Genomic DNA, 6,354 nt, shown 5'->3' on the forward strand with positions numbered 1-6,354 from the left:
ACATATTGCCAAGCGTTAGATAAATACTTACAGGTCTTGCATAAAGGTAAACACCAACCGTTAGAACAAACACTTCACCTTGGTGTGCAGACTAGAGGAAACTTGTTCGATGATAATCATCCATTAATTACACATCTAGTGGATGAGTTTGAAAGGTACATTGAAGATGCAAAAACATATATTAAAGAGATAAATAAATTACAAAATATTTGTCTCTACCCCGGTTTTACAAATCATGAACCGAGTTACTTCAGTGGATCATGGTCTGTTAAGTTACACGATATGGGGTACCATTCTAACCATATGCACCCTTTAGGGTGGTTAAGCTCTGCCTTTTACGTAACATTACCTAAAGAAATTCAAAATGAGAAAAAAAAAGCAGGTTGGTTTTATGTAGGTGTTCCCAACATTGACCTTCAATCTGAACTCACACCGACCAGATATATAAAACCTGAAGTTGGAAAACTAATACTATTCCCTTCATTTCTATGGCACGGAACCGTACCCTTTAACGAAGAATATTATCGTCTTACTGTCGCCTGTGATGTTAGAAAACGAGTCAAAAAAATAAAGTTATAAATTTATAGTTGACTGTTCAGGCTGTTTTTATGGGCAAGTTATTCATAGTCAAGATTGTTAGGCTAATAACTTGTTTCAGTAGGATTACCTAATTGGACATTAACGGTAGTATCGTTGAGATGTAAGCCTTGACAATATGAGTTTACAAATGACAGGATACTTTTCTTATCAAATACCTTAAATCCTAGCACCTTATACATGCAACCATACCAATGGCTATTTCATAGGGCCATTCAGCGGTGATAATCGGAAACATTGAAACTCAAATCAATTCCAATATCGAGTCTTAGCCAAAGTTGTCGATAATCGAAGGCCAGATTTTTAGTATCAGGTTCAATTATTGGACTAACTAATGTTTGGTTCGCACTCGTGGTAACGTTTACCTAATATCTATGAATCTTGTGATCTATATGTGTCCAAATGAAGATGTAACTTATATCTTGCCTGTAAATATTGACAACACTGGGTTAGCCTTAGGAACAACGCTGCAATGCATAGTAAAAGTTATGAAGGATTTATAGGATAAATGATGTTTTGCTTTACAGTTATTGATAGTGGAGCGAAGAGGTGACTTTGAGGTCGGTGCCAAAAGAATGCTAGGGAAGTGTGATGAGTTATTGATGAGGTTGATGAAGATATTAGTAGTTTATCTTTCATAAAACCCTCACCTACTAGAGGCTAATTGAGGTGGGACCACGTCAGATTAGGCAAAGTTTGTGCTAAATCAAAACCATTTATGTGTCTATAGCTGACTGTAGTGAAAAGAACCGCTGAGCTTTTAGGCTCAGGTCTCTCCTAAGCTGCTCTACACAGCCTATAAACAAGACCGTACAACAAAGTCAAACAACAAAATGTCTTGTGCAAAAAAAGCACGGCAATAGTAGCCGTCTTTGATATTGCCTTGGTCGCCACTTGTCATGACAGAGCCTGCCATTTACATTTTAAATCGTCACAGTTTTCGTTTAATAGAGACTCATCGGGGCTAACACGAGTTGTTTTGACAATACCGAATGTTTGTGGGATTTATTGGTACTACCCAGACACTATTGAGCTTCAGTGAGCATATTCTGGGCTGTTATCATCAATGAGTACCTAAGTTAACACCGACTCTGTTATGTTGAAGTTGAATAGTTTTACTTTTATAAGCGACAAAACTTGCTGATTTTCAGAGGCACTAGAACATCCTATAGATGAGCATTGTTGGTGAAATATGAAGTTAACACATTATTTATATAACAATCAGCAATATAATCATACTTGTGTCTCGTAGTTTTCCAAATTGAAATAACATGTTATTGTGATTAAAAATTATTTGTTATCTTATGTCAGAAGAACGCTCTACCTACGATCGTGCAGCCAGTCAAATAGCTGCATATGTACAACCTTTATGGATCGGTGAATTTGCATTGCCTTTTGAGCTGAGGGATGAAAATGGACGTCTACTCAAACTCACGGATGATCATTTATCGGGAGTTAATCTTTTATTACTTTTCTTAAATGATCTCAATCTAGACCGTTTTACAGAACTGTTGTCCAATTTATCTAAAAGACAAGCACAATTTGAAGATAAGAAACTTCGAGTTGTTGTTATCACAGCATCAAGTGACGCACAGGCAAATCGAAAGCTAAAACGCCGATTGAATGTTGACTGGCCAATCCTTGGCGACTCAACAGGCGCTGTTTTTGCTTCATATGGCTTACATAAATGCCACGGAGAACTCAGCAGATTAGTATTATTGACGCCACTTCGACAAATTAGAACCTGGTTTGATTCAGCAACCAATATTGAAAATGCGCTTGAGGAAATTATGAATAAAACAACACTTGACCAATCACAACAACCCGATCGATGGTCACAACCGCATGCTCCTATTCTGCTTATTCCCAACGTCTTATCACCAGAAGAATGTCGCCGTTTAACGGATTATTATGAACTCGGTGCACCTTTTACGGTACGTCCGCCGCGTCAAGGTGAATTTGATGGCGATTATCAAATGCCTGTTTATGAACATAATCGACAAGACAGGGTTGACCAAATAATTAAAGAGCGCAACATCTTAGAGTTTCTTGATCAACGAATTTGGGGTCGTGTCACTCCAATGATAAAAAAAGCTTTTGCTTTTGATGTTACTCTCCGTGAAGACTTACATATTGCTCGATATCAAGGCGAACGAGAAGGTAATAAAATGGGGCATCGAGATGATTCTAGTGCCGCTACAGCTTATCGTCGTTTTGCGTTTTCTATGAATTTGAATGATAATTTCGAAGGTGGAGAATTAGTGTTTAATGAATATAATCCTCATGGTTATAGAACCACACCAGGAACAGCTATGGTATTTTCTTCATCACTTTTACACGAAGTAAATGAAACTACAAAGGGTGTTCGTTACAATTTGATTTCACACTTTTATAATGAAACAACCATTAACAAACGTTAAATTCATAAAATAATAGCTATCAAAAATGTCATAGTTTGTTGATAGTTTATTTCTTAAATTATTTTCTGCATTCCTATTGTGTTTTGCATACCTATTCCATAAAACTTAAAGTCGGTTAAATCCGATTGTTATACTGGTTTTTGCGTTGGGGTCTTACAAAGTGTAACGACTCGACGGTTCTTGATAGAATTTTAGATACGTAGGTTACATATCAATCCACATGCCTTGATTAAATTTTTGCTTCTTTTTCCTGTTCAGAAACCAGCGCCACGCATTAATAATCATAAATATTGTCAGGAAAAACCTGATGCTAACAATTTATTAAAGTTTGATAAAAATAGCTCAGTTTTTCAAATGTCTGACCATAATGATGATCCATACGTGAGAAGACGTTTATAAATAGTCCACTATGACTCGAGCGGCGTGTTTTAAAGCGAATAGACAGTAGAATAGAGAAACCAATTTGATGTTCCCTATATGAAAACACTCATCAATAATTTATCGCTAAGTAAAGAAACACCGATATTAAGGAATGAGTTTGATATCGGTATTACCAGCTACTTTGTAAATTATGTTTTATTAACATTTAATATGTCAGAAATATATTTAATATCATCTCTTAAACTGGAAATTTTATGTATATATTTAGCCAATAAAATTATGACTTTTTATACAGTGACTCCCTAACGTGGATACCAGAAAGGTTATTTATTGATGGGTTTTTGAACTAACTCTAAAAATTCTATTAAGAGATTCATCGCTGAAATAAAAATTGGAAAAACTAGTAATACATAGGGTTAACGTTGACTTGAATATAGGTACTGATTACATATTTATTCAGATTTTTTTAGTAGTGCCGCTATTGCTTGTTAATCTTAGCTAAGTGCAGATAACAATTACCAAGGCTAATTTTTGTGTTTAATTCGTCAAGTAATATCATGCCGATACCAGGGAAGGATTCTATAGCTTCTTAGAAACACAGCCTGTTTTAGAATATTACCTCGACGTGTTCTTACATGAATAGAATCAAGTACTAGATTGACTGTATTAAGCATACTTTCCAAAGCCGAAGATGCAAACTGCGTGTCTGCATAGACTTGTGTAGGGAATTGTTGAATTCAAACTAAGTTGGGAGGATTTTCTAATACTTAATAATCATAATAATGTGCTTTTAAAAATGATTTAAACGTTTAAAAGTGTTGCCATAATTAGCTTTTATTTGAATTTTCTGGGCTCATATTCAATGATTTTTAAACGACAATCGTCTTCCCATATTCTTGGTATTTGTGATACTGATTGCTCAGATTAACTAATGTAGACGCATTATTTGATCGACTGGATAGTGTACTGTACTGTTTATAAGTTTAATGACAGACAAATTAAGTTCAATCTTTAAAGAAATCACACCTGAATAGTTAATGGTATCAATATGTTGAACTGAATCTTAAAATGCCTAATAATTTTCTGCTTCTTGCAAGGTACTTTAGCTATGAAATCGCCTCGCCGAGACTGATAATAAATCTATTATGTCTGTCCAGGAAGATAACACTTAATTCAATAATGAGTGTTGTAACAAAAATTACAAACACGCAACATAAAACCTAATGTATTATTCGTTTTCTATTCCGTGTTTAAAAGTATTGCTATGTATTTATCTTGGTACTGAAACAATTTTTATAATAAGGTAATTATAATGCAGTTATTGCAGAATAGAACATTGCTTAGAGTGGAAAAGACTAATCTGTATTCAAAGGATAATAGAAGTAAGCTAACAATTTTTGAAGTTACGTCTGAAATAAATGATTAAATTATCATTGTAAACCTTTAATACTGCATGACTCATGAGGTCAGTTAATTCAGCTACTAATGAGTAGTATGGTAAATAAAGCAATAGAAAAGTTTTTGAAAACGTTTAAACGTCGGACTCTAACCTATTAATAAAATAAGCCTAGGTAATCTTACAATTCATTTTTCTTGGCTGTATTCCGGCAACACAGAAGTCGTATTGTAGGTCAAAAATAACGCTTTTATTGGTGAAGTAGAGTGTAATTGAGTAACTGATAATGGTTAATTAACACTCTTATTTAAGTTAAAAGGTAGCAGCATAATTGTTAAAAGTGTGGGTATATTTTGACAAAAATGGAGATATTTAAAATGGATAACGCTGAAACGTTAATAGTGTTGATTCAACGTAGCGTGATTGTACATAACGCTTTGCGGTCTATTTAAGTTACCTTACAACAAAAATTAAATATGTAACACGAGTTAAAGTTAAGGGACTCGATTATTATGTTTTAAAAAGCGTAAAAATTATTTACTTTTGGAGATGCTAACGAATATGTAAAAATGTTTAACGATTGTTTTGTCAATGTTTACACATATAATCTTATTAAAGAATGTGTATGTATTCTGAATAATACCTCTGTGGTCTTCAACGTATTAAGTTGGTGTGATGTGATGGAAAAGTATGAGTTAAAAGACAACGGTTGTATGATAGTTAAGCAAAAATATCTATCAATTCTTGAAGGATCAAAATAATTTTGTAAATACATGTAAAAATCAACAATTAATTTTAATTAAATGTAAATTTAAACTGACAGTACTTCCTTGACAATTCGCTTACATCCATGTGAATATTCGCTAGTCCTAGTATTTATGTTAATAAATTCTAAGCCCCTTAAACAACAAAACCTAAAGCCCCTTGTCGACAAAATACAAGTCTCGACGAGGATTTAAAACAAAAAAAATGGTTGGGAATTATGTCCAAAATGAGCAAGAGAAACCTTATTGCTTCTGCCGTCGTTGGTGCTTTAGCACTGGGTAGCAGCGCCGTCGTCTCCGCAGATCCGCTTAACGAGCTTCACAAAGAAGAAGCAAAAATTCATGCGGCTGCAGCGAAATCCCAAGAGAAAATAAACAATCTGTACGAGCAGTCACAAGAATTGTTTGTTGAGTATCGTGGAGTCGTCGATGAAACCGAAAATCTGAAAGTGTATAATGATTATGTATCTACACTTGTAACAGACCAGCAGCGTAGTATTGACTCACTGCAAACTCAAATTGATGGTATCGATGGAGTCAAACGTGGCGTAGTTCCGCTGATGTTCAGAATGATTGATAGTCTTGAGAAATTTATTGCCCTCGATGTTCCAATTAAACTTGATGAGCGCAAAGAACGTGTTGAACGTTTACGTGACATCATGGCTAATTCAAATGTTACAACGTCTGAACAATTTCGTCAGGTTATTGAGTCTTATCAGATCGAGAATCAATACGGTACTACCATACAATCTTATCAAGGTACACTAAAATATACAGGGACTAAAACCACTGAAGA

3 protein-coding genes are annotated in these 6,354 nt (G+C 34.6%); all 3 read left to right on the forward strand.

Annotated features, from left to right (window positions below; translation table 11 throughout):
• The coding region (locus tag QZ562_RS18475) for a putative 2OG-Fe(II) oxygenase (RefSeq protein WP_293763487.1) at window positions 1–579 on the forward strand (579 nt) is incomplete at its 5' end.
• A gap of 1,322 nt (window positions 580–1,901) precedes the next feature.
• On the forward strand, window positions 1,902–3,017 hold the full coding sequence (locus tag QZ562_RS18480; RefSeq protein ID WP_293763488.1) for a redoxin domain-containing protein: 1,116 nt from the start codon (window positions 1,902–1,904) through the stop codon (window positions 3,015–3,017).
• A 2,768-nt stretch (window positions 3,018–5,785) separates the two neighbouring features.
• Window positions 5,786–6,354, forward strand: a 569-nt coding sequence (locus tag QZ562_RS18485; protein WP_293763489.1) for a DUF3450 domain-containing protein, incomplete at its 3' end; no start/stop codon positions are given.

This window comes from uncultured Paraglaciecola sp., assembly GCF_913058035.1.
In the GTDB taxonomy this organism is placed as follows: Bacteria; Pseudomonadota; Gammaproteobacteria; order Enterobacterales; family Alteromonadaceae; genus Paraglaciecola.

Bases quoted from the DNA above. Each gene is read 5' to 3' on its own strand.
- QZ562_RS18480 (WP_293763488.1), top strand. From the start codon at position 1,902: ATGTCAGAAGAACGCTCTACCTACGATCGTGCAGCCAGTCAAATAGCT.